Raw genomic sequence first — 26,548 nt, 5'->3', positions numbered from 1 at the left:
ACAGGAGGAAATGGAAATGACTAACGAAGAGAAGCTAAAGAAACAGCTGCAAATTACAACACTAGCTATAGTACGAATGCAAGATAAGGCTTTAAACTTATCCTACATGGTCCAAAAAGAAGGCGTCGACAAGCGCAATGCCTTTGATGATTTATTAGATTGGATAGCAAGGACAAGTGTCAAAGCACAAAAGGCGGTTATATTAGTTGAAAAAGAATACAAGGAGGCAAGTGATGATAACAAGGCGTAAGGTGACGAGCGCTAGCCACTTCGGCAAAAAATCAACCGTGGATGGTTACAAGTTTGACTCACAAAAGGAACTAGACTTCTACCTGCGTTATATCAAAAACAGCGGTTATGAGTTTGAAGTACAAAAGAACCTAGTGCTAGTCGATAAATTCCCGCTGGGCTCGCATAACGTGCGCTCTGTGAGTTATAAAGCTGACTTCGTAGTTCTAGACGGTGGCCTAATAAAACACGTCTATGACGTTAAGAATGGCTTTAACGGGTATGCGATAGATGATAAGAGTCAACTTAAGTTTAAGTTATTTGCTCAGAGATATCATGTGCCAGTTGAAGTTGTAGTGCTCCGTAAGCACGATTTCAGAGTAGGCGTGCTAGGAACCACTAAGAAAATTAAAACTCAAGTAAAAACCAACATTGACTATGACTATAGCGAGTTGATTGGATGAAGATTAATGAAGATTGATAAAGATTACGGCCTAGTAAGCTGTGGCTACGAGCTTAAAATCATAGCCGAGTTGAATCGTAAGACTGGCCGCAAAAAGCGTTCCAAGAGTCTGAAAAGAACGCATAAAAGAAAGTACACAAGAGAAATCGAATTGGGGTGTAAGAGATGATTGATGAATATGTGACGTTACAGATCATGTTTGAAATGTTTAAAGACGTTTTAGCGTTTATAGCTGCGGTGGTTGGCTTGGGTTGCTGGATTTATTACAAGTTTTGGAGAGGAAAGAGAAAGTGAAAGATTATTTAGTTTACGTTGAGCTTAACGGAATTTGGACTAATCTGCTAATTAAAGCTACGAATTGGGAAGAGGCTGAGCAGTTAGCAGAGTTAGAAGTTAGAAAAGTAAGTGTAGAAGCCTAACAAAAAAGCCAAGGCAACGACTAGCAGCCTCAGCATGTTCTCAATATCAACAATTTATTATATCATAAAGGGAGCGTGCTGAGATGACAAGCGAGCAAATAACCCTAGATATACCTCGGGTTGACTATGATAAAACAGCAGAAAGCGTGCTAGAATTCTTAACAAATAAGGATTGCTATCCGAAATTAAAGCGGATTTGTTTAACTGCGGATCCTAAAAATTTGCAATCACCTAGCTTATCTGGAATGTCATCAGGCAGCTTTGGTAATAGTGTAGACAGAAAGATGAGCCGGTATCTAGCAGCTAAAGTAATTGTTGATGCAGTTGCAGCTACACTTAGCAAAGGTTCAATTGAGATGAAGATTGTCTGTGATGATGTCTTAGGTAAGATATCTTCTGTTCGTGCAATGGAGCAGTTGCACTTTGAAAAATCACGATATTACGAAGTTAAGAAGCGGGCTTTAAATGAGTTTGCGGATATTTTTGAAGTGCAAGGCTATTATTGCCCGGATTTGCATGTTTACATTGATTGAACTGCTGTTTATAATACGTATATAGATATCAATCCCTTCCGTTCCACGTTAGTGGCAGATACGTTCTGAAGACGGAAGGTTTTTTGTGTTATTAGACAAAAATAAATGCGATACATAAGTATATACAAATAGATACAAATATGATATTATAATTATGTTGATACAATAATCAACACTAGGAGGCAAAATGATATGAACGAAAGAACCGGGACATTGACATTGGCAAAGTGGGGGAACAGTCTATCTATTAGAGTTCCCAAAAAGGTACTAGAAGAACTAGACTTAGGTGACAAAGATGAACTATTTTATAAAGTTGAAGATAATCAAATTATTCTTAAACCTAAGCGAGAAAAAAAGATGTTAGAAAAATTATTTGAAGGTTATGATTTAGATGCTGACTATCCATTTGAAGTTGTTAATAAGGGTGGAGCAGTTGGCGAAGAGCTATATTAATATTATCCGTGCGAGTGAAGCTAGTAACGTTTAACACGGAAATATTTTTATAAAGGTGGCAGGCAACATGGCCAAAAAAGTATTAGGGCGAGGGGATATCATTTCGATTTCAAGTGGTCCTAAACCTAGCGGTAATAGTGAACAAAGAGGGAGACGTCCCTGGTTGGTGGTGAGTGAACAACTTGTAAATAGGACAAGCCCATTCGTAATTGCCATTCCGTTTACTACTACTGTTAGAAATTATCCGCTAGTATATAGCTGGGATAAACAACAACATAATTCTAAGACGGGAGGTACATTGCTGTGTAATCAGCTTACGGCTTTAGATGTCAACAGCAGGGACTGGTCTTTTGTCGAAAAGGTTGAAGTTCCCGTCGAAGTGGATACGATTATCCAAGCGATGTTTGGATATAAATAAAAAAGTTCCTAGGGAACGACTAGGAACGAAACGATATGCTGATAGATACAACTTCAGTATATCGTTTTTTTATGCTCTTGTAAATGTGGCTATTTTATAAAAAATGGAATTTTACCGGAAAATTGGCGGAAAAAGAGCGGACGACAAGCGGATACTTTATGTAATATTATGTTAATGTGCCGATGGCACGAAAAATGTTGGTTTTTCGTAATGAAATCATTCCGCCATGAATGATGTCTCTCCTTTGAGAATGAAGGAGCATGTGAGCATGCCATGATGTATGCGGGTGGCCACTGCCCTTATAGTGGTATTATGCAAGCTCCAGCTTAAAACCAAGCGCGATCGGGTGGCTGGGTTAGAAAACTCGTGTGGTGCAAATCCACCGGCTTGCTTTTGTTTGAATTTCATCTCAATATAAAGTCTAGTCATTATTGACAGTTCGTGATGTTTTAGGAAAAGACAGACAATATTTATATAAAAAAGATAATATGTTTGATACTAACTATTCCGGACAATTAAAAGCATTAGAACAACACGCTGGAGAGAAGTTGAAGGTATATGGATTGGATTATAGAAAAGTTTGGTATAAAAGAGAAGAAAAGAATAGTTTTAGAAAGCGAAGTTTTGAAGGAAAAAAGAATATTAGATAAATTAAACCTAAATAATGTAGAGAATAGTCAGTCTAGCCAGGCTGGCTTTTTATTTTGCAGAAAGGGAGCAATATGAAACAGACAAAAGACGTTGCTCTTGTGAGCTGTGGCTTAGAAGAATATTTGATCAATAAGCTTGATCGTGAGACTAGCAAGAAAGACGGCAAGAAGTAATTGAACTAAATTACAAATTAGGAGGTGGGTGATATAAAGTGAGTCGCATTGAAGATGCTGAAAAGGACTATTTAGCCGGAATGAAGTATAAGGACATCGCCGAAAAGTATGGCGTGTCACTTAATACTGTCAAATCTTGGAAAAGTCGCAATGGTTGGCAAAGAGATGCAACCACAAAAAAGGGTGCACACAAAAAGGCAAAAAGGGTGCACACAAAAAAGAGCAAAGTTGCACAGGCAAGAAGCCCGGATGTAATCGATGAGCTAGTCGAAAACGATGAGCTAAAAGACCGTCAAAAAGCCTTTTGTTTGTATTACTTGCAACGATACAACGCTACTTGGGCGTATCAGCAAGCTTATGGCGCTGACTATCCAACAGCAATGACAAACGGACCTAGATTGCTCAGAAATGCTCAGGTAAAAAAGCAACTCACAGAGCTAAAAAAACAGCAGTCTGCTGAACTTTATGCAACGGCTAATGATATTATGCTCAGCTATCTTAAACAAGCTCACAGCGACGTTACAGACGTTTTAGAATTTAAGACAGTTAAGCGCCTTAAGTGGAATAAAGTACCTGACGACACGGGTGAGTATGAAGATGCTAATGGACACTATCGTTTAGATCCTAAAATCGACCCAGAAACAGGAGAACAAGCATTCTACTATGAAAATCTAGTCTTGCTTAAAGATAGCGATACGATCGACACATCGAACGTCAAGAGTATTCGCATCAACGATGGCGAAGCTGTTGTCGAGATGTATGACAAACAAAGAGCGATGAAAGAATTGCTTGAGCGTCTGCCAAGTGCTGATGATACAAGCGACAAACCTAAGACAGTTGTTTTAAATGACATTGAGGAGGCTAAACAAGATGACTAATATTGTAAAGCTATCTGAGCAGATAAACCCACATTTCTACGGTATGTGGAACACTAAAAAGCCGTATATCATCGCTAAGGGCGGTCGTGGGTCATTCAAGTCATCTGTGATCAGCTTACGTCTAGTTGTCAATGTGTTGCAACAGACCCAAAAAAATCGTAAGGCTAACGTGATCTGTGTGCGTGAGAATGCAACATACTTGCGCGATAGTGTCTATAATCAAATTTTGTGGGCTATGGACCTATTGCATGTATCCGATGAGTTCAGAGCATACTCATCACCGCTCAGGATTGTGCATAGACGGACCGGAAGCACGTTTTATTTTTATGGTGCTGATGATCCTTTCAAACTTAAGTCAAATACGGTACGTGACATTGTTTCGGTATGGTTTGAGGAGGCTGCGAACATGAAGGGCCCAGATGTATTTGATCAAGCGATCCCGACATTTATCCGGCAAAAAGCGAGGTATATTGATACGGTGCAAGTATTCTTTAGTTATAACCCACCAAGAAACCCTTATGATTGGGTAAATGAGTGGGTGACTGATAAAGAAAACGATCCAGACTATTTTATCGATACGAGCACTTACCTAGATGATGAGCTAGGCTTTACCACTGATCAACAACTAAAGCTCATCGAAAAGTACAAAGAAAATGATCCAGACTATTATCGGTGGCTTTACTTAGGTGAAGTCGTAGGACTTGGTACTAACGTCTATAACTTCGATTTATTCAAAAAGGTGGACCAGATACCTGATAATGATTATCTGACTGATCTTTATTTTTCAATGGATATTGGTCACGATGTATCTGCAACTACCTGTGGCGCTTATGGTCTGTCAGTGAACGGTAATCTTTATGTGTTAGATACGTATTATTACAGCCCAGCGGGTAAGGTGCGCAAAAAGCCACCGACAGAACTGGCACAAGATGTGCATGACTTTGTTGAAGGAATATGCGATCGCTATAATATGGATCCAGCCAACATGACAGCAGATAGTGCAGATGGTGCGTTAGATAATCAATATTATTCGATGTTTGGTGTGCACTGGCACAAAGTGGCTAAAAAGAAAAAAGTTGAGATGATCGACCGGGCGCAGGATATGCTTGCGCAAGGTCGTATTTTTGTGCTGGATATTGAAAATAATCAAGTCTTTTTATCCGAACATCGTGACTATCGGTGGGACGAGAAAACATTGAATAGCGATGATCCTAAAGTTATCAAGGAAAAAGATCATACTTGCGATCAGTTCATGTATCTGTGCTTGGATAACGAACGTGACTTTGACTTGAAGTGGTAAAGGAGGCGACAACATGAGCGTGCTTTCAACGGTAAAAAATTGGTTTAGGAAAGGTGGTGCAAGTTTAGGCATGATAAAGAGTTTGACGTTAGTTACTGATGATAGACGGATTGCAATGGACCCAAGTGAATATACACGCATAAACGTAGCTAAGAAGTATTATTCTAACGATTTTAAGCCTATTGAATTTATTAATAGCTATGGCGATAAGCGTACGCGTAAGTATGAAACTGTCAACGTAACTAAGTTAGCTGCAAGACGATTAGCCTCGATCATCTTTAACGAGGGATGCAAGGTCGAGATCGGAGATGACAAGAAGGCAAATGAGTTGCTTGAAAGTGTCTTTTTAGATAATGAGTTCTACTTAACTTTTGAAGAATACCTTGAAAAATGGATCGCCTTAGGTAGTGGAGCTATCAGACCTTATGTGCAAGATGACAAGATAAAACTTGCTTGGATCACGGCAGACCAATTTTATCCGTTGCATGTTAACACAAACGATGTCAAAGAGGCTGCAATCGCAAGTAAGACAACAGTCGTTGAAGATGACAAGAATGTTTACTATACGCTCCTTGAGTTCCACGAATGGCAAGGCGACAACTATGTGATCACAAATGAGCTTTACCGATCGGATAGCGCTGATAGTGTTGGGGTGCAAGTCCCGTTAAGTTCAATTGAAGAATATGCTGATACGCAAGAAACGGCGACGCTAACGGGTCTAGTTAAACCTTTGTTCGCTTTCTTCAAGACTCCCGGGGCTAACAACAAAATGTTAGAAAGCCCGTTGGGGTTAGGTTTGATCGATAACGCTAGATCGACAGTAGATGCGATCAATCGCACCCATGATGAATTTATTTGGGACGTTAGATCAGGCAAAAGACGTATGGTAGTTCCTAAGTCGTGGTTAAAACGTCCAAATGCTAATTCAAGGCGGAGAGATAATGATACTCATCCACCAATGTTTGATCCAGATGAAACAGTTTACCAAGCTATGTACGGTGATGATGACGCTATTGGCTTTCATGATATGTCTGTTGCAATCCGTGTGGATCAGTATTCAAGCACAATGGAATTTTTCTTGCATGAGTTTGAAAACGAGATCGGACTCTCGCAAGGAACGTTTACCCAAAGTGCCAGCGGTATACAAACTGCGACAGAAGTAGTTTCAAACAATTCAATGACGTATCAAACTAGATCAAGTTATCTGACCATGGTCGAAAAGACGATCACTCAGTTAGTAGACGCTATTTTAGAGCTTGCTCAATGTGGCGAACTCTTTAGCGATGGTAAAGCTCGCTGGACTGGTGATGTGCAAAAGGTCAATATTAACATCGATTTCAACGATGGTGTATTTATTGATCAAGATGCGCAACTGAAAAACGATCTGCAAGCTTTATCTGCTAATGCTTTACCTCTAAAACAGTTTTGGATGCGCAATTATAGCTTGGATGAGGCGACTGCTGATGAATGGATGCAACAACTCAACAGTGAAAAGGTTGGTAATGATCCTGATCCAAGTGGTGAGGTAGGCTTGTTCGGAGGTGCTGACGATGGAACTAGAACAGATGTTGGCGAAAGCGGACAAGATAGCTGATTATTACGTTAAGCTACAACAAAAGATCTTTTATTTGCTGATAGATAACTTCAAGGCAACGAGACCTGAATTAATAAATCAAGATGATCCAGATAGTATTTTAGAATGGCGTCTAAGAGCTTTAGCTAAAATTGGCGCTCTTACTAAGGATACGATCCGAGTTGTCGCAAATACTTCTGGGAAAGCTGAGAGCTATATCTATGATTTGATCAAAGATGATGGGCTAGAAGTCGCAAAGGACATCAATGCTGAACTATCAGATGCGCTGAAACAAAATAAGCCGATCAGTCCAGAAGTGAACAGCATCGTTAATAGTTATGCTGCACAAACGTTTAGAGATATTGATAATAATGTTAATCAGTCGCTATTATCCACTAATCGTGCGAGAAATGGGGCTGTGAGAGTTTATCAAGATATTATCAATCAAACAGTCTTAGAAGTGCAAACAGGTCTCAAAACGCCTGACAGAGCCTTAAAGGACAATATCTATAAATGGCGTGATAATGGTATCAAAACTAATTTAGTAGACAAAGCCGGACACAACTGGAGCTTAGAAGGCTATACTCGCACTGTAATCCGTACTACTACAGCTAGAACTTATAACGATCTTCGTATTCAAAGCATGAAAGATTTTGATAGTGTGCTAGCAACTATGTCTAGTCATCCAGCATCAAGACCTGCATGCGCCCCTATTCAAGGAAAGATAGTCAATATCGTCCCAAGAGAAAGTTCAAGATATGATCCTGAATATCCTAGCATCTATGATTACGGTTATGGTAAACCAAGTGGATGCTTTGGAATAAATTGTGGACACAAATTATATCCGTATATCAAAGGTGTGTCGCATAATTTCCAAAAGCAATACGATCCTAAAGAAGCAGTCGAAAAGCAAAAGATTCAGCAAAAACAACGGTACTACGAGCGTAATATCAGACGTCTAAAGTACGACTTGGATCTTGCCAGGCGGCAAAATGACGTATCAAGCGAGAGAAAGTTTAATCAAGCCATTAGAGGGTATCAGTCTAAGTTACGAGAGATAGTGAAGAATAACGACTTTTTGACACGGCAGTATGATCGTGAGCAAATTGGTAATCCAAGGATTAGAAGCCATGAAGTATTGAAAAAAGAGTTAGCTGCGTTGCATAAAGAATATGGTCCACACGGATTTCCTAAAGATGTGCAAGAGTATAAGAAACTGTTGTATAATAAAGATACGGGAGGAATTGTCAATGCCTATGTAAAGGCGCGAAGACAAGGAATGGTAGAACCTGTCGTAACTTATCAAGACTTTATCAATATAGATCGAGAATTTAATAAAAAGATAAGTGGTTCTTATACCCAAAACGGTTTGCTAATAAAAGGGTTATCTGACCACGCTATTCCACGGATATTTGGTGCAAGATTTGACCATTCGCATAGGGATTCAAAGGAAAATCCTCTTAGAAGAATCGGAACGGATATTGATACTATTAATAAGGTATTGAAAAATGGTAACCAGATAGAAGATAGCGATAAAGCGGAAGGATATGCATACGATGGTTGGAAAGTTTTTGTTAGCAAAATTACAGGGCTTGTAATTACTATTGAACCATCCAAAAGGAAGAAGATAAAAAATGAGTCAAAAGTTGGATAATATGGAAATCGGATACTTATATTTTGATGCTAAGGATTATTTATTTATTCAGAAAAAGTTTCCTGAATTATATAATCTGTTTGAACAATATGTAGATAGGCGATCAAATGAAATAAGATTGGCTGTTACTGATAAAAGTTGTGATTATCTTGATAATAAAGTTTTGTTGGCCATTACAGAAAGTGCTGCTTATACACCTGATGGTAATCCAACTGATAACGCAGTTAAGTTAGAAACGATTTGGGATAAAGCTTAAACATCGGGAAACCGGTGTTTTTTGTTACAAAAAACTCTAATATTTGACCTAAGCAAGTCGTAAAAAGGCTTATTTTTTATGCAATCAGATCAGCGTGGGGCGTTCCACGTAAAATAAATACGTTAGGAGGTATCGCATAATGCAACGAGAATTTTTGCAGAATTTAGGACTTAGTGACGATCAAGTGCAAGCCGTTTTGGCTCAACATGGTAAGTCGACAAATGAGATCAAGGGAAAACTTGCACGAGCAGAAGAACAGGTAGCAGATTTGCAAAATCAAATCGGTGATCGTGACAAACAACTGAAGAAACTTGAGAAGACTGTTGGTGATAATCAAGAGTTAGCCCAAGAAATTGATAAGTTGCGAAAAGAAAATGAGCAAACTGCCAAAGATTATCAAAGTAAGATCACGAAGCAAGCTAAAGATTTTGCAATCACTAATGCTTTGAAAGATGCAGGGGCTAAAAATACCAAAGCGGTTCTTGCTCTGTTAGATTTAGACAAGGTATCTGTTGATGAAGATGGTCAGCTATTCGGAATTGCCGAACAGTTAGAAGAACTTCAAAAGACGGATGCCTATTTGTTTACACCAAAACAAATAGAACTAGAGAAAAAGGGCCCTGTCAACCTGTTTGCCGGTGGTAATCCTAGTTCTAACGTGGCTAAGGATCCTAAGAATATGTCATTAGACGAACAGACCGATCTATATCGAAAAGATCCTTCGCAATGGCAAAGTTTGTTCGGCAATAACAATAAATAGAAAGGCGGAATTTTAATGACAACACATTTATCAGATATGATTGTTCCTGAGGTCTTTGGGAACTATGTATTGAATACAGCACTTAAAACTAACCGCTTTGTGCTAAGTGGTATTTTGACACCCGATCCAGATCTTGGACCACGTTTATTAGAGGCTGGCACAAAGATCACAGTACCGTTCATTAATGATTTAGACGGAGATCCGGACAACTGGACTGATACGGATGATATTCAAGTAAATCAACTCACATCCGGGAAGCAATTAGGCTTGAAGTTTTACCAAACTAAAGCTTTTGGGTACACTTCGTTGTCACAAATGATCTCTGGCGCACCTATTCAAACAACGATCGGCAATCGCTTTGCTAATTTCTGGACACGAGCAGATGAAAAGATGTTGCTTGCTGTTTTAAATGGTGTGATGGGAGTCAGCAAAGTAAAAAATGCAAAATTCTATGACGCTACTGTTAAAACGCCAACAGATGCAGCATTTAGCGCTAAAGGATTTATCGCCGCTATCGGTTTGATGGGCGACTTGCAAGATACTTCTTTTGGTGCGATTGCGGTCAACTCTGCTACTTACTCGATGATGAAGATGCAAAATCTTATCGAAACGATCCAGCCACAAAATGGTGCTTTGCCATTCGAAGCGTATAACGGCTTGCGGATCGTACTTGATGACGATATTCCAGTTGACTTGAGCAACAAGCAAAAGCCAACAACAACATCTTATATTTTTGCTCCGGGTGCAGTTCGCTATTCCAGCATTTTAGCAAGTACTGAAACTAAATATGATCCGATCAAAGACGGTGGTACTGATGTGATCGTTCAAAAACGTGTAGGCACGATCCACGTTGCTGGTACATCTGTAAAATCATCATTTGCACCAGCCAAAGGCACATTCCCAACCATGGACGAATTTGGTAAGTCCAGTACTTGGGAAGTTGTAGATGGCATTGATCCACGTACGATCGGTGTTGTGGCATACAAAGCTGAATTAGATCCTGCATTAGTTCCGGGTGCAGAAGTTGCAACAAGTGGCACAGGAGCTTAAGAGAGGACTGAGCTAAATGCTGAGCTTTTCGGAGTACCAAGAACTTGGTGGACAAGTAAGAGATGAAGAGGTATATATCAAGCTGGAACGGGATGCGACAAAGCTTTTGAATACAGCTACACAAATGTTTTACATCAGAAACAACATTGATGAAGATCCAGATCAATGGCGTGTTAAGATGTTCAAATTGGCTTTAGTCGCTCAGATCGATTACACAAATGATGTTGGTGCATCAACTGAATATGATATGGCTCAAAAAGCAGTGAAAAGCGTCTCCATTGATGGAACCACTGTTACAACAGAGGGAACGTTCAAGGATAGCAGTACAAAAGGTATCTATAATGTCGCTTTAGACTATCTCTATCAGACGGACCTGTTATTTGGGGGTGTGGACGTATGTTGAAACCACCAAAGAGCATGTGCAATCAAAGTATTATCTTGAAACTTAAAGTTGAAGATCCTGACGACATTTACGGCGAGTCTACTAATTTCGACGAGATCAAATTAGATAATTGCGTGGTCCATGCTCGAACTGTTTATGAAGGATCTAATAACAATCGGCAGATCGTATCTAATGCGACAATCATGTTATATGCTGGAATCACTACGCCGTTTATTGAGTTGACCAAAAATCATCTTGGATCAAAGATCGAGTATAACGGTGTTGAATACACTTTGACAAACGTCAGTGAGTCCAGAGATCCTTTTAGCAATGAACTTTATCAATATAAATTGGGAGTGATTTGAGTGGGGATCAGAGTTGATATCCATAGCGATGGACTAAGGAGAAAATTTAGTCATGCTAGTTTAGTTCGTGGGCGAAAGGCAGCGGCTAATGACGCGCATCAAGCAATGGAAAAGTATGTGCCTATGCTTCACACAGATGCTTCTACAAATTTACGGAGCATGTCGTTTGTGAACGGCGATGGGACTAGTATCAATTACAGTGCTGTTTATGCTAGAGCTCAATTTTACGGGTTTGTAGGCCCTGCTCCCGGGTATCGCGTGCATAATTACACGACCCCGGGTACTTCAAGGCGTTGGGATCTACGGCTAAAAGGTAATAAGCATGATATGGCATTAGTCAAAGAAGCTTTTGTAAAGGGGGCTCAGTGGAATGGACCTTGATCTTCAAGAGTCATTAGCAAAGTCGATCATAAAAGGTACAGGGCAAAAGCTCAAAGTGGCTTATCTATCACCTGATAGCGATATTGGCTTAGTACCTGTGCAAGGATCACACGTTGTTGAAGCTGACTACTCAGGTAATCAGCTTTGGCAATACAACTATGCGATCACGATCAAAACAAAAAGCGCACGAGAGGCTAAAGAAAAATTATTTGCGATCAGTAACTACTTGAACGGTTTAGATGAACTATTAAGCGATAATGGTAGTTTCCGGTTCAACAATTTAGAAGTATCGAGTGCGCCAAGTGAATTATTAGAAGATACAGCAGGAACGGTGATGTATGAATTAGACATCGCCGTTTTTGTATACACAAAACGATAGGAGGCCGTATAAATGGCGAAAAATACAAAACCCATTGCGGGTACAGAATTAACTACAAATGGCGCAGCGCTAAACGTTGTTAATAAATTATATCTTGATACAACAGATGCAACAGACTTAGATGATGTTACTACAGGTAAATGGGCGTGGTTAGCGTTAGATATTACGCAGATCACACCAAGTGCCAACGAAACATCACAATCTGATGCTGACTATGCTGGTAATGGTTTTGGATCTACTGAGGTCACATCAAAACGTTATCAATTAGCGGTTACTGGTAAGCGTCATATTGGGGATGCTGCACAAGATTATGTTGCATCTAAACAATTTGCGATCGGTAACGCATTGCATACGCGTGCTCTTTGGATTGATAACGGTGAAGCCATTTTAGCAGAAGTAACACTCTCTAACATCGTTCCAACTGGTGGGAACGCTAATGCTAATCAAACTTTCCAAGTTACGATCGTATTTAACGGTGCACCGGTTGCTATCGATGGCAAGTTGACTATGAGCGATCGCCCAGATAGTGACGGAACGTACACAGCAACAGTTGCACCAGCTACAACTGTGATCACACCAAGCCAAAACTAGAAACATAAAATTTAAAAACAGAGACGAGAAAAGTGAGACGAAATAAGAAAGGGTAATTTAAATGTCAGTACTTAACTTAGATCAAAAATTAACAGTCGATAACAAAAAGATCGTACAAATCGGTGGCGAAGAATATGAACTTATCTTTAACGACAAATTTGCCAAGCTTGTAGCTGATATGCAACTTAAGGTAGCAGAAGCAACAAAAGACTTTGATGACGATGCTAAACTAGAGCAATTTGCCAAGAAAGAATATGCCGAACAAAAAGAACAATTAATGGCAGCCTTCGATAAAGGCAAGGTAGTAGTTGTTGACGCCTTAGATCAACTGTTAGGCGAAGGTGAGGGCGAACGCTTGTATAAGTACTACAATGAATCAACTCAAGCATTGACTGCCTTGGTTGCCTTATTGAATAATGCTGCAAATGATGCTGTGCGTGAAAATAAAGCTAAAAACCGTGCAGAACGTCGAGCTAAGTACAAGAAAAACCACTAGAGGTGACGTAATATGCTAAGTTTAACGCGAGATCCGTTAAATAAAGTGATTTTCGAGGGTAAAACATACCACCTAGACTTAGCTTTTGATACTGTTATCCAATACTTGCAGTTATCTTCTGATGCAGATCTATCGGATGCTGAAAAGACCGATTGTGCGATCAAACTTTTTTTAGATGATCAAGATCTTCCCAGTGATCCAAATTTTTACGAGTTAGTATTTGATGCGATAAGCGAAGAAATAACCTCAGAACCTTACGGAAATAATGCACAGGGTGGAAATCCTTTTGGGCTAGCGCCAATTAAGTATTTTGATTACGTACAAGACGCAGAAGCGATTTTTGCGAGCTTTATGAGTGAGTATCATATTAATTTACTTGAACAGCGCGGGAAAATGCACTGGCGAACGTTCAAAGCATTATTTGACGGTTTGAGCGATAGATCTTATATGCAACGCATAATCACCATTAGACAGCGAGATTTAAGCGAGATCGATGATAGTAAAGCGCAACAGCAGTTGAACGAAGCAAAGAACTACTATATGTTAGATGATTCAAGCGTTACAGAAGAAAAACAGGATCAAGTTGAACAAACGTCAGCACTGTCAGCTATGTTTAAAGCTATGCAAGGTCAAGTTAGGAAAGGGGGCTAGTGAATGGCAGCAGATGCAAGTGTTGTTATTGATTTTGATGTCAAGACGCAACAACTGGAGTCAGACAAAGAACAAATTAATAAGATCTTGTCAGCAATCGGTGAAAATACCGGTGACAAGATGGATGATGAATTTAAAAAGTCAGCTGATAATGTTGTCAGCGAAGCTAAAGCTGTCAAAAAAGATGTTGACAACGAACTAAAGAAGCCAACAGCTACGATCACACCTAAAGTTGATGATAGCGAAGCTCAAAAAGGTACGCAAAAAGTCATCACTAGCCTCCGTAAGCTTCCAAAAGAGCAAAAGGTAAAGTTAGACGCTGATGCTAGAAAAGCCGGCATAGATGATTTTACAAGCCTTTTAAAGCGAGTACCTAAAAAACTACGTACAGAGATCCTAGCACAAGCACAAAAAGATGAAGTGATCGATTATGAATCTTTGCTCAAAAGAATACCGCCTAAGCTACTGACAGATGTCCAGTTAAACGATAATGCTAGTGATAAACTCAAGGCTATCCGAAGTGAGGTCGAGAGTACAGAAACAGGCTTTGCACGTCTAAAGACGATCGTTGCTGGCTCGTTTCTTGGTGGCGCTGTTTCGAGCGGTGTTACTACCGTTGTAGATGGTTTAAAGGATATTGCAGTTGAAGGGGCAAATGCTTCGGATGCAATGGATAAGTTTAGATCCACGATGCAACTTGGCGGTTTCGGTGAAGAGGAAATCAAGAAGACATCTGATGAGGTTATGGAATACGCCAATAAGACGGTCTATGATCTTGATGACATTTCAAACACAACAGCTCAGTTAGCCGCTAACGGCATCAAGAACTATATGGGCTTAACGGAAGCCGCGGGGAACTTAAATGCTCAAGCCGGTGGTAATGCTGAAACGTTTAAATCTGTCGCAATGATGCTTACTCAAACCGCCGGAGCTGGTAAACTGACTACCGAAAACTGGAACCAATTAGCCGATGCGATCCCCGGGGCGTCTGGTGTACTTCAAAAAGCAATGAAAGATGCTGGAGCATATACGGGTAACTTTAGGGATGCGATGGCTGATGGGCAGATCACAGCTGACGAATTTGCTGACGCGATCACTAAATTAGGTCAAACAGATGGCGCTAAAAAGGCGGCTGAATCAACTAAAACGTTTGAAGGTGCGATCGGTAACCTGCAAGCGGCAGTTGTCGACGGTATGAAGAACATCATTGACGCATTTGGTAAAGATAAGTTTACGGGCCCTATCAATGGTCTGGGTAACATTGTTCAAGATACGTTTAGCAAGATTACAAAGACAATCGAAAATAACAAAAAAGTCATTGATGCGCTTGGTGGTGTATTTTCCGGTGTATTTGGAGCAATCGGTAACACTTTATCAATGTTTGCGATGAGTTTCAAGGCGAACGTGGCGGGTGTGTTGAATAATAAAGAAGTCACTCAAAATGTCGAAAGTTTTAAGAAGAGCTTTGATCGAGTGATGGAAGCAATCAAGCCTATCGAACAAGCAATCGGTGGGCTTTTAGGCGTGATCGCAGGTGGCGCATTTTCGCTAGCTGTGGATATTGTAAGGAGTTTAGCTAAGGGGTTAGGACTAACAGGCGATGAAGCTGATAAAGCTAAGGGTAAAATGGACTTTAGCGGTGTTGCACGCGTATTTTCAACTGTTTCACAATCTTTAAACATTGTCTTGAATTTTATTAAGCCAGTAGTTCGAGCATTAGGAGAAATGGCGGGCGTCATTGCTAAGTCAGCATTCGCTACATTCGCGGATGTGCTCAATGCTGTTGGTAAAGCGTTAGGTGCTGCATTTGATAAAATATCACCTCTTATTCCTGCACTTAACGATACTGGTAAAGGCGCTTCGGCGATCACTAAGCATGAAGGTAAATTAAAAGCGGTAGGTGTTGCGATCGGAAGTATTGGTACAGCTATTGTAGCGCTTAAAGGTGCCAAAGTGATTTTTGATGGTGTTAGCGCAGGCGTTACAGCCTTGTCCAATGCGACTAAAATTGCTACTGGTGTTCAGGCGGCGTTTAATGCTGTTATGGCGATAGATCCGGTTGTTTTGATTATCGGTGCAGTCATCGCTTTAGGAGTCGCAGTTTACGAGGCTTACAAACACTTCAAGCCATTTAGAGATTGGGTAAATAAGACTTGGGACTCACTTAAGAGTTTCGGGTCTGGAGTCGCTAAAGTCGGCAAACAGATCTATCACGGTATCGTTGATGGTATATCAGACGTGATCAGTTGGATCAAGAAGAACTGGAAAGGTCTAGGTCTATTACTCGTTAACCCGATCGCAGGAGCTATTAAGCTATTGTATGACAACAATAAAGGCTTTAAGAAGTGGGCTGATAGCGTTATTGATACGATCAAGAACGCTTGGAAAAGTGCAACGAAAGCTTTAGTGAAAGTTTGGGAATCGATTATTGATGGCATAGTAAAAGTCTGGAAGCCGTTGAGCAAGGCACTGTCTGTTACTTGGGATGCTATCAAGAAAGTTGCTGAGATCACATTTAAGGCGATTGGTGCCGTGATCTTAGCGCCTATCGTCCTAGTGTCAGCTACGATCGTCGCCATCTGGAAAGCTGTGCATAAACCACTTGAAGCGGCTTGGAAAGCAATATCTAAAACCGCTTCAAGCGTCTGGAACAGTATCAAAAAGACAACTGAAAAAGTCTGGAATGGTATCAAAGACACCGTGATTGATGTTTCGCTGGCAATTTATAAGCCTATCAAAAAAGCGTGGGATAAGGTAGTCCAAGTTGTTACAGATCTTTGGAACGGACTGAAAAAGACAGCATCTAAAATCTGGAACGGCATTAAAGATGCAGTGGTGGATGCAACAGAAGCTGTTTATAAGCCAGTGCATAAAGCTTTCACTAAAGTCGGTAACTGGATCGGAGACAAATGGGATAATATCAAAAAATTTACGTCCGATAAATGGAATAACATCAAAGATACGATCGGTAACATGACCGATAAAGCGCACAGAGTTGCCAAAAGGAATACCGAAGCTTTGAAATCGTCAGTTAGTGAGAAGTGGGATGCTGTAAAAAGCGTGACTGGTAAAGCGTGGGGGAGTGTCAGCGATTATGTCGGCGAACACAGCGCAAACGCTAAAAATAAAGCATCAAAAAACTTTAACGCTTTGAAAGATACCATGTCTAGCATTCTCGATTCTATTAGTCAAACTTGGAAGCGTGTTTGGAGTAGTATCTCAGATTATTTCTCTGGTATTTGGGATAGCATCAAGAAAAATGCTAGAAATGGCTTAAACGCTGTCATTGATTTCCTTAATGGCGGTATTGGTGGAATCAACAACGTCGTTCACTTTTTCGGCGGTAAGAAACAAACGATTTCACCAATACCTAAACTTGCTAAGGGTGGTCGAATGTCACGATCAACATTAGCTCTGGTCAATGACGAAGAAAGCCCAACTTATCGAGAAGCTATTTTCAGACGCGATGGATCTATTGAAGTTCCGAAAGAGCGCAACGTCTTAACACATCTCGAAGCAGGTGATGCTGTTATGCCGGCTAAACAAACCGCTATGTTGCTTGGCTTGCCACAATATAAGGGCGGGTTTGGCGACTGGTTAGGAAAAGCAGCAGACTGGATCGGTGATGTCAGTGGTGATGTTGGTGAATGGCTAGCTGATAAGATTGATCAGTTAGAAGATGCACTCAAGGATCCGTTAGGTGTATTAACTGGACTTTTCAAAAAGAGCAAGAATAGCGCTGAAGCTATTTGGCATGACATCGGAGAGGGTGCTGGTAAATATGTGCCTGAACAAGCAGTTGACTGGTTTAAAGGTATTTTAGACGGATTTAAGAAGAAGTTTGACGAATCTGGCGGTAACCCACCGGGCGAAGGTGCAAAACGCTGGGAACCATATGTTAAAAAGGCGTTAGCCGCTAACGGTTTGCCAACATCAGATGCTTATGTACAAGCTTGGTTGCGTCAAATCCAAAGCGAATCTGGAGGCAATCCGAAAGCAGTGCAAAATGGGTACGTTGATCAAAACACAATCAGTGGTGATTTGGCTAAAGGGTTATTACAAACTATTTCAAGGACGTTCAACGCGCACGCGTTTCCGGGTCATAAAGATATTTTTAACGGGTACGATAACATGTTAGCAGCGATCCATTATGCTAAAGCTCGCTACGGATCTGACATGCTTGCTGTGATCGGACACGGTCACGGTTATGCCAACGGTGGACACGTCTATAATAAACAATTAGCTTGGATCGCAGAGGACGGCGATGAGTTTGTGATCAACAATCGCAAGCCGAACGCTGATAGCTTATTAGCAAGCGCAATCAAGCAACGCGCTGAGATCAACCCTAATAGCTTTAGTGCTAAGATTGCACATATTATTGACGGTGCTCGGACGAGTGGAGTCAACGGCTATGCTACGATGCCTAGCACATCACAACCAGTTGTAACCTCGAATGGTGGTTCAAATTCAGCCGCGATTGATTACAGTGGCCAAATTGCCGAGATCAACCGAAAATTAGATGCAATCGCAGACAAACAAATCAAAGTGGATGGACGTAGCTTTGCTACAGCTTATGAGCAATACGGCGCACGAGAGCGATCGCAAAGAGATAACTTAGGAAGAAGGGGGCTAGCGGTAAATGTCAAATTCTAAGCCGTATGGTTTTACGTTTAACGGACATCATTCAAGCGATTTTGGTTTGCGTGTCTTAGATACAAAACAGATCACATTACCGGCTAAGCGCAAGAGTTTAGTAACTTTGCCGTATAGTTCAAAAGTCATCGATTTAAGCAATGTTTACGGGCAAAACATCTATGATGAACGTACGATTACGTTTCCGTGCAAATTACCATATGGACGCGAAGATCCGTATGAGTTATATAGCAAAGTGACACAGATCACTAATTGGCTGTATCAGCCGATCGGCAAGGTGATTTTACGTGATGATGCAATGCCTAACTATGCTTTTGTGGGTGAAGTACAAGCGGCGCCAACGTTAGAAGAAAATTACAACTTTTCAAAGTTGACGATTGTCTTTCAGTGTGACGCATACCGACTTAAAAAGCGATTTGATGATGTGTGGGATCCGTTTTGCTTTGATCTTGATGCTGCACAAGAGACTGAGTTTGATGTGCACGAGTATGAAAACATCTTACTTATCAACACAGGCGATAAAGAAGCTACATTAGAAGTGACATGCGAGAAGCCGGTTGATCTAGTGTTAGGTGATCAAAGATATCATCTGCGTGCTGGAGGTAATTCAAGTGAAGATATGATCTTGGCTAAAGGTGAAAATTTACTCACGATCGTGGGAAATGGCAAAGTATCATTTGATTGGACTGAAGAGGTGATTTAGTAATGAGTAAAGGTTACCGTGTTACGATCCGACAAGGTTGGAACGGTACAGAGATGTTACTTAATTCTGACGCTTATCAGAGCATCAGATTAGTATCAGCAAGCATTTCAAAAAGCGTGAGTGCTTATGATAGCTTTACTTTTACGCTGGATCCATCACACAAATTATACTCAGTCATTAAGCCGTACAATTTTTTTGTTAAAGTGGTTCGACCAGATCTGAATAGAGTACTTTTTGAAGGGCGTGTCTTGACTTACTCCGATAGTATGGACACAAGTGGAATCATTCAAAAAACAGCTGTCTGTGAGGGACTAGAGGGCTTTTTACATGATAGTGCGCAACCTTGGGCCGAGTATCATAATACAACGCCTAGAGACTTCTTACAGGCGCTTATAAATGAGCATAACAAACAAGTCGAAAGTTATAAGCAGATCAGACTGGGTGATGTCACCGTAACAAATTCTACCGATAACGTTTATCGTTTCGTTGATGATACTAAAGACACCTATGAAAACATTCAGGACAAGCTTGTTAGTCGTCTAGGTGGTGAAATAAAACTTAGAAATGAAGCAGGGATCTTGTACTTGGACTATAAACCGATGATTGGAAATGCAGCAAAGCAGAAGATCCAGTTGGCACATAACATGCTATCATCCTCAAGAAATATTGATCCTACCGAAGTGATCACAGTGTTAAAGCCACTAGGAGCAACGCAGGAGCGACACAACGAGGATGAAAATAAGACAGAGGTATCGAGTCCAAGATTAACGATTGCAAGCGTAAATGACGGCGATGTATATCTGCGTGATGAAGAGTTGATCAAAGAGTTTGGAATCAGAACAAAAGCGCAAACGTGGGATGATGTCACAACGGCTGATATGTTGTTACAAAAAGGCAGAAATTACCTAGCGTCACAAAAAGCGATCAAATACGAATTGCAATTAAGTTACGTTGATCTGTCTTATATTAATGACAATGCTGATATGTTAGCTTGTGGCGATACAATCGCAGTTGTTAATCAGTTGCAAGGTATCGAGATCAGCGAGAGGGTGATCGCAATGACGATTGATCTGCTCCAAGTGCAGAACACGACAGTAACTCTTAGCAACGATCCGTTAGCCCTTAATGAGTATTTAGGTAATGCTAAAGACGCTTATGAAGCTGAACGAAATGCTTTTTACAGCTTGATCCGTGATCAAAAAATGAGCACGTTAGATCTGCTAAAAAAACTTAATAGCTCCCAACAAGAAATTAAAGATCTAAGCGCTGCGTTAAAAGATCTCGAAAATAAAGTAAACGCACAGACACCAGATAAACCTCAGCCTCTGCATATCGGTAAGATTATCGATGTTAGCGAGTGGCAAGGCGTGATCGATTGGAATGCTGTTGTTAGCGATGATGTCACGCTAAGCATTATCAGAATACAAGACGGATCGTCGCATCAAGATCTCAAATACATGGAAAATCTGCAGAAATGTATCTCTGCTGGTGGAAAGTATGCAGTATATGCGTACTTCCGTGGCACATCAACAGCAGATGCACAGCAAGAAGCTAAAGATTTTTACGAACGTACACAACGGGTTGTTGCAGGTAAGCAACAGCCTGTTTTTTATGCGATCGATGTCGAGAGTACAGAAATGGGTGGCAATGTGTCGCAAATGCGAGCCGGGATCGAAGCGTTTATGTCACAGTTGAATGCTTTAGGTGTTCCAGACAACAGGATAGTCTTGTATATCGCTAATCATCTATATGATAGCTTTAATCTGAACACAGCTCGAGCTGGTGCAATCTGGATCCCAAGCTATGGACAAAATGATGGATCTATCGTCAATAGTACTAAGCCTACACATCCTTATGATCTCTGGCAATATACAAGCAAAGGCCGTGTGTCTGGAATCACTGGCAACGTTGATATGAATACGGAACCGAGTGACAAATTCAAGGCTTATCTTAACTGAAAGGAAGTGAGAAAGTGACGTATAGAGATAAAACGCCGATTACAGATGAAGACATTAGAAAATTGAATGGTAATGTATCGGTTGGCGATGTCGATCGTGTGGCGCAAACAGTAGCCAAGTGGTTGAGAGAAAAGATGTATGGTAAGGATGTTCGCGAAGCTTTAGCACAATGGACGATATTTACTGCAAAAATAGCGGAATATTTAGTTAATGACGAAGCTGCCTTTAAATTAGATGTGCTTAGAACTAAAAATGACCTGGTAGCAAGACAAACACAAGTTGAGAGCAGGCAGACCGATTTAGAAAATGCATTTAAGTCGGTGATATCTAACGCTACTAAGGATAGTGAAGTTATTTTAGCAAGAAGTAGTTCAAGGTATGGTGCTTATTTAACGCTAGATGATCGAATAGAATATTTAGAGCAATTAATCGGTTCCTATGTTCCTAGTGGGTTTACGGTCACTATCAAGCATAATCAAAATAGGAACCCAGATGTAAAAGTCCGCTACTACGAATATGCTTTAGGAACGGAACCGGATGGAATTGGGACAGGACCTAAGGGTTCGTTTGGTGGAACTAATAACGTTGATGTGCCAGCTACGGTGGAGTACAAAGATGCTAATACTGTGTTAGTACATTTACCAACCAATTATCGGTTAACAGGGGCGCCTATCTTTGAGCAAGATAAATGGCGCTTGATTGATGGTTATAAGGCGCTAAGTTTTGATTTAGGAACTGTTGATACAACTGCAGCTATTAAGGGAAATAGTGGTAACAGCACTTCCCAAGATAATAATGTTATTACAGCACCACAAAATTTACATGCAACGGCTATTAATGATACTACAGAGAAATTGATTTGGGAGTGATTTTAAAATGAAGTTTTATATTTACAGAGGGGTAGGCTCTTCTGGTGAATTAACCAAAATTGCAGAAGTGACGGATGCAAAAACCTATACGGATACAGGGTTACAGCCTAAGACAATTTATCGCTACGCTGTTTCAGCCTACAATGGTTTGCGAGAAAGCGCTAAGTCTAATATTATCACGGTAACAACAGCAGAAATTCTAATTGCAACTATCACCTTAGCAATCGACAAAACTAGTTTAGAGGTTGGTGGTACGGCTAAAATTACGGTGACAGTAACGCCACCTAACCAGACTAGCGGAACCCCAACTTTAGCAAGTACTAATACTGAGGTAGCAACTGTAGATAATAGCGGAAATGTCCGTGCGGTGGGAGTAGGTACTACCACGATTACTGCTAGTTTAGCCGGGAAAACCTCTAATATGCTTACAATAACTGTTTATGAAGCCTTAGTTAATGTAAGTAATCTATCATCAAGTAATGTTACATCTAGTGGCGTGACTTTAAGTTGGACGTGATGAAAAATGAATTATCGAATTTATAATGGCTCTAGTTTAGTAACAACTATCAGTTCTAAAAGTTATAGTTTCAGTAGCTTACAGCCTAATACAAGTTACCAGTTTAGTGTTGCAGCCTACAATGGGAAACGTGAAGGAACGAAGGCGACGATAACGGTTAGAACGAGAGGAGTCCGTTTGGTAGTTGCTAAGAGTTTAACAGTTGATAGCACAGTCAACCTGATGTACCAAGAGTACAGCTTAGGTTTAGTTCCAATTGGAACGGAACCTAAAGGGATGTTTGGTGGAGGCAACAGGGAAGCTTTAACGGCCAAAGTGATAGCAAGTACTAACGGTCAGAGCACGATTGAACTTCAATCTAGCTTCAATAAACTAGCAGAAAATACTAAGTTAGTTTTACAAAACGGTGTCTATTGTGCCTTTGTGGGCTATAAGGCAATTTATTTAAGATAGGAGTGGTCATAAAATGACGGTAAATATTACAAGTATTCCCCGTGGGGATGAAAATGGTTTGGATAAGATTAACGCTAATTTTAAAGAGGTTAAAACTATTGATGATGGAGTAACGGCTTTAAACCAAAAAGATACAGCTAATTTTAAGATTGGCAAATTTATTGGCGCTGGAGCAAGTACGGATTTGAACAACTTAACGCAAGGTGTTCATACAGTAGGTTTGTGGGGAGAAGCTACAAACTCCTCGTGGCCAAAATCTCAACAAGGTTCAAAAATCAATGCTTGGGGAACACTGTTACAAATAGGAGCAAGTACTGAAATTTGCACACAGATAATGATATTAGTTGGAGTAGGGATGCTTTACAGAATTAGAACAAATAACGTATGGGGACCTTGGGCTAGAGTACAATCAGTAGAAGATAAGTAGGAGGTTATCATATGTTAATTTTTATTTACGATAAAGAAACAAAAAGATACATGTATCCAGTAAGCGATTATCCAGATAATTACGCTTTACCAGAAAACGCAACAACGGTTGAACCGGTAGATAGTAACGGGGCGGGTTTATATAATCCAACGTGGAATGAAAGTACAAATTCTTGGGATAGTTTGACAGAAGAAGAATGGAAGAAAAAATATATAGTTCCAGAAGTTAAACCAGAACCAACAGAAGCCGAGCAGTTACAGGCGCAGCAGGTAGTAATGATTGCCAATTTAACTAAGCAGGTGCAAGACCTACAAGGGGCAGTTAAGACATTAGTTTTACAAAATGCAGTAAATAAGGAGGAAAAATAGATGTACACTTATAGTTTTGTTAATAGTTTTTATAAAATGGGGCTTTTCACTAAGGATGATGTTAAGTTGTTACTAGAGGTTAAACAATTCAGTCAGGACGATTACAATAAAATGTTCCCAGAAGATAATACTTTGACAGCTTAGTTATTAGTGGTGGGTGGGAGGTAGTTTAAATTTAAGGAAGTGAATGCATGTGCATACATTACTAGGATATTCCTGGGCGGAGATAGCGTCAATCTTGGCGGTTATTTCCGTCCTTTTTAGTTCGGTGTACTGGTTAATTCGGCATGGCGCTAAAGTACTGAATAATGCTATTGGTGTTGGAACTTATCCACTGCAACAGCAATTTAAAGAATTAACTAGTACGATTAAGCAACTTAATAATAACTTTGAGGAACAACGCAGAAGCTTAAAAAAGTTGGAAGATGAAGTAGAAGAACATGATAAGGCGATTCTACTTCACGATGAAAAAATTAAACGATTGGAGGGGATAAAATGAAAAAAGTATTTAAGGCATTTCTTGATAAAGATGGCAAGCTGAATCGCAAAACAGTTACTTCTTTAGTACTACTATTGATTGTTCTAGCGCAGCAGCTGTGTGCGATTTTTAACCTGAAATTCACAGGTGACGTCGGCCAAATCATGGACCTGGTTAATACGATTTTGACGATTGGCGGTATCTTAGGTTTGGTCGATGGAGTTACTGTCGACACGGAAACAGTAAAGTCTATTGACAAGACTGCGAACGAGGCTTTAAAACTCGCGTCTCAGCACCAAGAAAAAGGTGGTAAGCATGATTAAATTAAATAAGAAACGGCTTTTAGGTCTAACCATTTTGGTTGGGCTTTTTTTAGTGCCTGTAAATGTTTATGCTGCTAAAGGAGACCATGGTGTCGATTGGTCTAAGTATCAAGGCACAAATGGTGTTTGGGGATACGCGCATGACAAGTTTTCAATCAGCCAGATTGGTGGGACCACTACTGGTTGGGATTTATATGACCAATGGACTTACCCAACACAAGTAAGCTCAACTATTGCGCAAAATAAGAGGGCACATACGTATATTTGGTGGCAGAATGTGACTTCAAATAGTCAAGCAGATTATGTATTGAATTATTTTTTACCAAAGGTTCAAACTCCAAAAGGTTCGATTGTGGCTTTAGACGTTGAATCTGGTTATCAGAACACGCAGGCAATTGTTCACGCAATTAAACGTATTAAAGAAGCGGGATATACACCGATGGTTTATGGATATAAGGATTACTTAGTTAATAACACTGATTTAAAATTATTATCCACTTTGTGTCAGTTGTGGTTAGCGGAATATCCAAACTATGCCGTAACGCCAGAGCCTAACTACAATTATTTCCCGAGCTTTGAGAACATCGGTGTTTTTCAATTCACTTCAACTTACATCGCTGGTGGATTGGACGGAGATATTGACTTAACTGGGATTACTGACAATGGCTACAAGAATGGTAATCCAGAGAAACCTAAGACACACACTCAAGCGATTGATGCAGGTATTAAAGCTGATAACACACCTAAGCGTGATATTACAGTAGGATATACTGTTAAAGTGAACTATTCTGCTACTCGCTGGGCTACAGGTCAATATGTTCCTAATTTTATCAAGGGTAATTCTTATAAAGTTATCCAAGTATCTGGTAATAAAGTGTTGCTAGACGGTGTTATGTCATGGATTAGCAAATCTGATGTAGAAATTCTACAAACAACAACTCCAGTTCAATCTAACAACTCAAGCTACTATAACGTTAAATACGGGGACACTTTAGGTGGGATTGCTAGTCATTATGGAACAACTTGGCAAAGATTACAAGCGTTGAATGGTCTAAGCAACCCTAACAGAATTTATCCGGGACAACGGTTAAAGGTAACTGGAAATGTGTACGCTCAACGAACTTACATCGTGCGCTACGGTGATACTTTAAGCGGTATTGCTGCTAAGTTAGGTACGAGCGTTTATAATCTGCAAAGTAAGAACAGCATTCGTAATGCTAACTTAATCTTTGTAGGTCAAACATTGCATTATTAAATATGTTTACTGCTCACTTCCTGCGGGAGGTGGGCTTATTTTTTTACAAAAAATTCATTAATTTAGGGCGGGATACCAGTGGTTTTAACCACTGGAGGGATAGCCCTCACTTTAGATTCGTAAGAATCTACTTTTTACCCTTTCGCCTCCTTATTATGTGTATTTGCCGAACAAAAGTGCTATAATTATCCGTGAAGAAAGTGAGGTGAACCTAATGGAAATGCAAGTTGCTGTTAAAGTGAAATTAAATCTTGTTAACGCAGATATTGCTTCGAGTTTTACTAATACGATGGAACAATATCGCTTAGCTTGTAATTACGTTTCTGGATACATTTTTAATCATGATTTTGATATGAAACAAAGTCGATTAAACAAAGTTTTGTATACTAATTTACGTAGTTTGTTTATGCTTAAATCACAAATGGCTCAATCTGTAATTAGAACCGTGATTGCTCGTTATAAAACCGTTAAAACTCAAATGAAACGCAAA

The 26,548-nt window shown here is 40.1% G+C and carries 33 protein-coding genes and 1 pseudogene; all 34 read left to right on the top strand.

The genetic code is table 11. The annotated features are described in order from the left end of the window. Nucleotides 1-16 precede the first annotated feature (16 nt). Complete coding sequence (locus FC14_RS08285) at nucleotides 17-250, top strand: hypothetical protein (protein ID WP_056977345.1); 234 nt, start codon at nucleotides 17-19, stop codon at nucleotides 248-250. Then, on the top strand, nucleotides 234-692 hold the full coding sequence (locus FC14_RS08280; RefSeq protein ID WP_056977343.1) for a DUF1064 domain-containing protein: 459 nt from the start codon (nucleotides 234-236) through the stop codon (nucleotides 690-692). The genes FC14_RS08285 and FC14_RS08280 overlap by 17 nt, the downstream gene beginning before the upstream one ends. A 289-nt stretch (nucleotides 693-981) precedes the next feature. Further along, nucleotides 982-1,110: a hypothetical protein gene (locus FC14_RS11050; protein ID WP_260904987.1), complete on the top strand. Its 129-nt coding sequence runs from the start codon at nucleotides 982-984 to the stop codon at nucleotides 1,108-1,110. 83 nt (nucleotides 1,111-1,193) lie between these two features. Beyond that, nucleotides 1,194-1,643: an ArpU family phage packaging/lysis transcriptional regulator gene (locus FC14_RS08275; RefSeq protein ID WP_056977341.1), complete on the top strand. Its 450-nt coding sequence runs from the start codon at nucleotides 1,194-1,196 to the stop codon at nucleotides 1,641-1,643. A gap of 192 nt (nucleotides 1,644-1,835) precedes the next feature. Next, nucleotides 1,836-2,096: an AbrB/MazE/SpoVT family DNA-binding domain-containing protein gene (locus tag FC14_RS08270; RefSeq protein ID WP_056977339.1), complete on the top strand. Its 261-nt coding sequence runs from the start codon at nucleotides 1,836-1,838 to the stop codon at nucleotides 2,094-2,096. 67 nt (nucleotides 2,097-2,163) lie between these two features. Next, nucleotides 2,164-2,514, top strand: a complete 351-nt coding sequence (locus FC14_RS08265; protein ID WP_056977337.1) for a type II toxin-antitoxin system PemK/MazF family toxin — start codon at nucleotides 2,164-2,166, stop codon at nucleotides 2,512-2,514. A gap of 431 nt (nucleotides 2,515-2,945) precedes the next feature. Beyond that, nucleotides 2,946-3,164, top strand: a complete 219-nt coding sequence (locus FC14_RS10590; RefSeq protein WP_156655778.1) for a hypothetical protein — start codon at nucleotides 2,946-2,948, stop codon at nucleotides 3,162-3,164. Nucleotides 3,165-3,376: 212 nt separating this feature from the next. Continuing rightward, on the top strand, nucleotides 3,377-4,216 hold the full coding sequence (locus tag FC14_RS08260) for a terminase small subunit (RefSeq protein ID WP_056977335.1): 840 nt from the start codon (nucleotides 3,377-3,379) through the stop codon (nucleotides 4,214-4,216). Continuing rightward, the gene (locus FC14_RS08255) at nucleotides 4,209-5,516 is read left to right on the top strand and encodes a PBSX family phage terminase large subunit (RefSeq protein ID WP_156655777.1); all 1,308 of its coding nucleotides are present in this window, start codon (nucleotides 4,209-4,211) and stop codon (nucleotides 5,514-5,516) included. The genes FC14_RS08260 and FC14_RS08255 overlap by 8 nt, the downstream gene beginning before the upstream one ends. Before the next feature lie 13 nt (nucleotides 5,517-5,529). Then, nucleotides 5,530-7,110, top strand: a complete 1,581-nt coding sequence (locus FC14_RS08250; RefSeq protein WP_056977332.1) for a phage portal protein — start codon at nucleotides 5,530-5,532, stop codon at nucleotides 7,108-7,110. Beyond that, nucleotides 7,067-8,743 carry a phage minor capsid protein gene (locus FC14_RS08245; RefSeq protein WP_082618725.1) on the top strand — a complete coding sequence of 559 codons (1,677 nt, stop codon included), beginning with the start codon at nucleotides 7,067-7,069 and terminating at the stop codon, nucleotides 8,741-8,743. The genes FC14_RS08250 and FC14_RS08245 overlap by 44 nt, the downstream gene beginning before the upstream one ends. After that, nucleotides 8,724-8,999 (top strand): hypothetical protein, encoded by a 276-nt coding sequence (locus FC14_RS08240; protein ID WP_235719942.1) that lies wholly within the window; start codon nucleotides 8,724-8,726, stop codon nucleotides 8,997-8,999. The genes FC14_RS08245 and FC14_RS08240 overlap by 20 nt, the downstream gene beginning before the upstream one ends. A gap of 139 nt (nucleotides 9,000-9,138) precedes the next feature. Then, nucleotides 9,139-9,759: a phage scaffolding protein gene (locus FC14_RS08235; RefSeq protein WP_056977330.1), complete on the top strand. Its 621-nt coding sequence runs from the start codon at nucleotides 9,139-9,141 to the stop codon at nucleotides 9,757-9,759. A gap of 15 nt (nucleotides 9,760-9,774) precedes the next feature. After that, a complete protein-coding gene (locus tag FC14_RS08230) occupies nucleotides 9,775-10,809 on the top strand; it encodes a hypothetical protein (protein WP_056977328.1) in 1,035 nt (344 codons plus the stop codon). 16 nt (nucleotides 10,810-10,825) lie between these two features. Further along, a complete protein-coding gene (locus FC14_RS08225) occupies nucleotides 10,826-11,212 on the top strand; it encodes a head-tail connector protein (RefSeq protein ID WP_056977326.1) in 387 nt (128 codons plus the stop codon). Then, nucleotides 11,206-11,556: a putative minor capsid protein gene (locus FC14_RS08220; protein WP_056977325.1), complete on the top strand. Its 351-nt coding sequence runs from the start codon at nucleotides 11,206-11,208 to the stop codon at nucleotides 11,554-11,556. Before FC14_RS08225 ends, FC14_RS08220 begins: the two co-directional genes overlap by 7 nt. Further along, nucleotides 11,557-11,937: a minor capsid protein gene (locus tag FC14_RS08215; RefSeq protein WP_056977323.1), complete on the top strand. Its 381-nt coding sequence runs from the start codon at nucleotides 11,557-11,559 to the stop codon at nucleotides 11,935-11,937. Continuing rightward, nucleotides 11,927-12,316: a minor capsid protein gene (locus FC14_RS08210; protein WP_056977321.1), complete on the top strand. Its 390-nt coding sequence runs from the start codon at nucleotides 11,927-11,929 to the stop codon at nucleotides 12,314-12,316. The genes FC14_RS08215 and FC14_RS08210 overlap by 11 nt, the downstream gene beginning before the upstream one ends. Nucleotides 12,317-12,328: 12 nt before the next feature. Then, the gene (locus tag FC14_RS10940) at nucleotides 12,329-12,907 is read left to right on the top strand and encodes a phage tail tube protein (RefSeq protein ID WP_056977319.1); all 579 of its coding nucleotides are present in this window, start codon (nucleotides 12,329-12,331) and stop codon (nucleotides 12,905-12,907) included. Between the two features lie 61 nt (nucleotides 12,908-12,968). Next, complete coding sequence (locus FC14_RS08200; protein WP_056977316.1) at nucleotides 12,969-13,403, top strand: hypothetical protein; 435 nt, start codon at nucleotides 12,969-12,971, stop codon at nucleotides 13,401-13,403. A gap of 12 nt (nucleotides 13,404-13,415) precedes the next feature. Then, the gene (locus tag FC14_RS08195; protein WP_056977314.1) at nucleotides 13,416-14,054 is read left to right on the top strand and encodes a Gp15 family bacteriophage protein; all 639 of its coding nucleotides are present in this window, start codon (nucleotides 13,416-13,418) and stop codon (nucleotides 14,052-14,054) included. A 3-nt stretch (nucleotides 14,055-14,057) separates the two neighbouring features. After that, nucleotides 14,058-18,707, top strand: coding sequence for a tape measure protein (locus tag FC14_RS08190; protein ID WP_056977312.1), 4,650 nt, complete (start codon nucleotides 14,058-14,060; stop codon nucleotides 18,705-18,707). Then, complete coding sequence (locus FC14_RS08185) at nucleotides 18,694-19,410, top strand: phage tail family protein (protein ID WP_056977310.1); 717 nt, start codon at nucleotides 18,694-18,696, stop codon at nucleotides 19,408-19,410. Before FC14_RS08190 ends, FC14_RS08185 begins: the two co-directional genes overlap by 14 nt. Before the next feature lie 2 nt (nucleotides 19,411-19,412). After that, nucleotides 19,413-21,368 (top strand): phage tail spike protein, encoded by a 1,956-nt coding sequence (locus tag FC14_RS10935; protein WP_082618724.1) that lies wholly within the window; start codon nucleotides 19,413-19,415, stop codon nucleotides 21,366-21,368. Between the two features lie 14 nt (nucleotides 21,369-21,382). Next, on the top strand, nucleotides 21,383-22,237 hold the full coding sequence (locus FC14_RS08175) for a hypothetical protein (protein ID WP_056977308.1): 855 nt from the start codon (nucleotides 21,383-21,385) through the stop codon (nucleotides 22,235-22,237). Between the two features lie 7 nt (nucleotides 22,238-22,244). Then, complete coding sequence (locus tag FC14_RS08170; RefSeq protein WP_056977306.1) at nucleotides 22,245-22,754, top strand: Ig-like domain-containing protein; 510 nt, start codon at nucleotides 22,245-22,247, stop codon at nucleotides 22,752-22,754. Nucleotides 22,755-22,760: 6 nt separating this feature from the next. After that, nucleotides 22,761-23,207 (top strand): fibronectin type III domain-containing protein, encoded by a 447-nt coding sequence (locus FC14_RS08165; protein WP_056977304.1) that lies wholly within the window; start codon nucleotides 22,761-22,763, stop codon nucleotides 23,205-23,207. Between the two features lie 13 nt (nucleotides 23,208-23,220). Further along, nucleotides 23,221-23,634, top strand: a complete 414-nt coding sequence (locus FC14_RS08160; protein ID WP_056977302.1) for a pyocin knob domain-containing protein — start codon at nucleotides 23,221-23,223, stop codon at nucleotides 23,632-23,634. 11 nt (nucleotides 23,635-23,645) lie between these two features. Beyond that, the gene (locus tag FC14_RS08155; protein WP_056977300.1) at nucleotides 23,646-24,002 is read left to right on the top strand and encodes a hypothetical protein; all 357 of its coding nucleotides are present in this window, start codon (nucleotides 23,646-23,648) and stop codon (nucleotides 24,000-24,002) included. Further along, complete coding sequence (locus FC14_RS10425; protein ID WP_082618723.1) at nucleotides 24,003-24,146, top strand: XkdX family protein; 144 nt, start codon at nucleotides 24,003-24,005, stop codon at nucleotides 24,144-24,146. Nucleotides 24,147-24,195: 49 nt separating this feature from the next. Next, nucleotides 24,196-24,501, top strand: coding sequence for a hypothetical protein (locus FC14_RS08150; protein ID WP_056977298.1), 306 nt, complete (start codon nucleotides 24,196-24,198; stop codon nucleotides 24,499-24,501). Beyond that, entirely contained in the window at nucleotides 24,498-24,803 is a 306-nt protein-coding gene (locus tag FC14_RS08145) for a phage holin (protein WP_056977296.1), read from the top strand. Before FC14_RS08150 ends, FC14_RS08145 begins: the two co-directional genes overlap by 4 nt. Further along, a complete protein-coding gene (locus tag FC14_RS08140; protein WP_056977294.1) occupies nucleotides 24,796-26,058 on the top strand; it encodes a LysM peptidoglycan-binding domain-containing protein in 1,263 nt (420 codons plus the stop codon). Before FC14_RS08145 ends, FC14_RS08140 begins: the two co-directional genes overlap by 8 nt. Before the next feature lie 214 nt (nucleotides 26,059-26,272). Further along, nucleotides 26,273-26,548 (top strand): annotated as a pseudogene (locus FC14_RS10930) (RNA-guided endonuclease TnpB family protein); the annotation flags it as partial.

It is taken from the genome of Ligilactobacillus agilis DSM 20509, from assembly GCF_001436215.1.
Taxonomy (GTDB): Bacteria; Bacillota; Bacilli; order Lactobacillales; family Lactobacillaceae; genus Ligilactobacillus; species Ligilactobacillus agilis.
Note: the sequence above shows the minus strand (reverse complement) of the source record. Positions and strands in the feature narration are given on the sequence as shown.

Bases quoted from the DNA above. Each gene is read 5' to 3' on its own strand.
- FC14_RS08285 (WP_056977345.1), top strand. From the start codon at position 17: ATGACTAACGAAGAGAAGCTAAAGAAACAGCTGCAAATTACAACACTA.
- FC14_RS08280 (WP_056977343.1), top strand. From the start codon at position 234: ATGATAACAAGGCGTAAGGTGACGAGCGCTAGCCACTTCGGCAAAAAA.
- FC14_RS08275 (WP_056977341.1), top strand. From the start codon at position 1,194: ATGACAAGCGAGCAAATAACCCTAGATATACCTCGGGTTGACTATGAT.
- FC14_RS08270 (WP_056977339.1), top strand. From the start codon at position 1,836: ATGAACGAAAGAACCGGGACATTGACATTGGCAAAGTGGGGGAACAGT.
- FC14_RS08265 (WP_056977337.1), top strand. From the start codon at position 2,164: ATGGCCAAAAAAGTATTAGGGCGAGGGGATATCATTTCGATTTCAAGT.
- FC14_RS08255 (WP_156655777.1), top strand. From the start codon at position 4,209: ATGACTAATATTGTAAAGCTATCTGAGCAGATAAACCCACATTTCTAC.
- FC14_RS08250 (WP_056977332.1), top strand. From the start codon at position 5,530: ATGAGCGTGCTTTCAACGGTAAAAAATTGGTTTAGGAAAGGTGGTGCA.
- FC14_RS08245 (WP_082618725.1), top strand. From the start codon at position 7,067: ATGGAACTAGAACAGATGTTGGCGAAAGCGGACAAGATAGCTGATTAT.
- FC14_RS08240 (WP_235719942.1), top strand. From the start codon at position 8,724: ATGAGTCAAAAGTTGGATAATATGGAAATCGGATACTTATATTTTGAT.
- FC14_RS08235 (WP_056977330.1), top strand. From the start codon at position 9,139: ATGCAACGAGAATTTTTGCAGAATTTAGGACTTAGTGACGATCAAGTG.
- FC14_RS08230 (WP_056977328.1), top strand. From the start codon at position 9,775: ATGACAACACATTTATCAGATATGATTGTTCCTGAGGTCTTTGGGAAC.
- FC14_RS08225 (WP_056977326.1), top strand. From the start codon at position 10,826: ATGCTGAGCTTTTCGGAGTACCAAGAACTTGGTGGACAAGTAAGAGAT.
- FC14_RS08220 (WP_056977325.1), top strand. From the start codon at position 11,206: ATGTTGAAACCACCAAAGAGCATGTGCAATCAAAGTATTATCTTGAAA.
- FC14_RS08210 (WP_056977321.1), top strand. From the start codon at position 11,927: ATGGACCTTGATCTTCAAGAGTCATTAGCAAAGTCGATCATAAAAGGT.
- FC14_RS10940 (WP_056977319.1), top strand. From the start codon at position 12,329: ATGGCGAAAAATACAAAACCCATTGCGGGTACAGAATTAACTACAAAT.
- FC14_RS08200 (WP_056977316.1), top strand. From the start codon at position 12,969: ATGTCAGTACTTAACTTAGATCAAAAATTAACAGTCGATAACAAAAAG.
- FC14_RS08195 (WP_056977314.1), top strand. From the start codon at position 13,416: ATGCTAAGTTTAACGCGAGATCCGTTAAATAAAGTGATTTTCGAGGGT.
- FC14_RS08190 (WP_056977312.1), top strand. From the start codon at position 14,058: ATGGCAGCAGATGCAAGTGTTGTTATTGATTTTGATGTCAAGACGCAA.
- FC14_RS08185 (WP_056977310.1), top strand. From the start codon at position 18,694: ATGTCAAATTCTAAGCCGTATGGTTTTACGTTTAACGGACATCATTCA.
- FC14_RS10935 (WP_082618724.1), top strand. From the start codon at position 19,413: ATGAGTAAAGGTTACCGTGTTACGATCCGACAAGGTTGGAACGGTACA.
- FC14_RS08170 (WP_056977306.1), top strand. From the start codon at position 22,245: ATGAAGTTTTATATTTACAGAGGGGTAGGCTCTTCTGGTGAATTAACC.
- FC14_RS08165 (WP_056977304.1), top strand. From the start codon at position 22,761: ATGAATTATCGAATTTATAATGGCTCTAGTTTAGTAACAACTATCAGT.
- FC14_RS08160 (WP_056977302.1), top strand. From the start codon at position 23,221: ATGACGGTAAATATTACAAGTATTCCCCGTGGGGATGAAAATGGTTTG.
- FC14_RS08155 (WP_056977300.1), top strand. From the start codon at position 23,646: ATGTTAATTTTTATTTACGATAAAGAAACAAAAAGATACATGTATCCA.
- FC14_RS10425 (WP_082618723.1), top strand. From the start codon at position 24,003: ATGTACACTTATAGTTTTGTTAATAGTTTTTATAAAATGGGGCTTTTC.
- FC14_RS08145 (WP_056977296.1), top strand. From the start codon at position 24,498: ATGAAAAAAGTATTTAAGGCATTTCTTGATAAAGATGGCAAGCTGAAT.
- FC14_RS08140 (WP_056977294.1), top strand. From the start codon at position 24,796: ATGATTAAATTAAATAAGAAACGGCTTTTAGGTCTAACCATTTTGGTT.